General features: G+C 50.7%; 6 tRNA genes. All 6 read right to left on the bottom strand.

Going from position 1 to position 619, the window contains the following annotated elements:
* Positions 1–50: 50 nt before the first annotated feature.
* Positions 51–136 (bottom strand) — tRNA-Leu (locus tag HMPREF2686_RS08400).
* Between the two features lie 7 nt (positions 137–143).
* A tRNA-Gly gene (locus HMPREF2686_RS08395) sits at positions 144–215 on the bottom strand.
* A 23-nt stretch (positions 216–238) separates the two neighbouring features.
* Positions 239–311: transfer RNA gene (locus HMPREF2686_RS08390), tRNA-Thr, on the bottom strand.
* Between the two features lie 17 nt (positions 312–328).
* Positions 329–410, bottom strand: a tRNA-Leu gene (locus HMPREF2686_RS08385).
* Positions 411–416: 6 nt separating this feature from the next.
* A tRNA-Lys gene (locus HMPREF2686_RS08380) sits at positions 417–489 on the bottom strand.
* 24 nt (positions 490–513) lie between these two features.
* Positions 514–586: transfer RNA gene (locus tag HMPREF2686_RS08375), tRNA-Asp, on the bottom strand.
* Positions 587–619: the final 33 nt, after the last annotated feature.

Here is a 619-nt window from a genome sequence, read left to right as displayed (position 1 = left end):
CAGGTACTCTATCCAGTTGAGCTAAGGGTGCTTCTTTCAACCTTTGTCTATGCCGAGGACCGGAATCGAACCGGTACGATCGTTACCAATCGCAGGATTTTAAGTCCTGTGCGTCTGCCAGTTCCGCCACCCCGGCCTCCTCAAGCGAACGACGGGATTCGAACCCGCGACCCCCACCTTGGCAAGGTGGTGTTCTACCACTGAACTACGTTCGCATTGCTTTCTTTATATAAAAAAATGCCGGCTACATGACTTGAACACGCGACCCTCTGATTACAAATCAGATGCTCTACCAACTGAGCTAAGCCGGCTCATTATTATTCTCTTATGCGGGTTAAGGGACTTGAACCCCCACGCCGTAAAGCGCCAGATCCTAAATCTGGTGCGTCTGCCAATTCCGCCAAACCCGCAAAATATGACCCGTACTGGGCTCGAACCAGTGACCCATTGATTAAAAGTCAATTGCTCTACCAACTGAGCTAACGAGTCTTAAAATAATTTTCATTATCTTAACGGTCCCGACGGGAATCGAACCCGCGATCTTCGCCGTGACAGGGCGACGTGATAACCGCTACACTACGGGACCTATGGGAGTTAACGGGATCGAACCGCTGACCCT

Source organism: Streptococcus sp. HMSC057G03 (assembly GCF_001808745.1).
Lineage (GTDB): Bacteria > Bacillota > Bacilli > Lactobacillales > Streptococcaceae > Streptococcus > Streptococcus parasanguinis_Z.
This window is presented reverse-complemented; position numbering and strand designations above follow the sequence as displayed.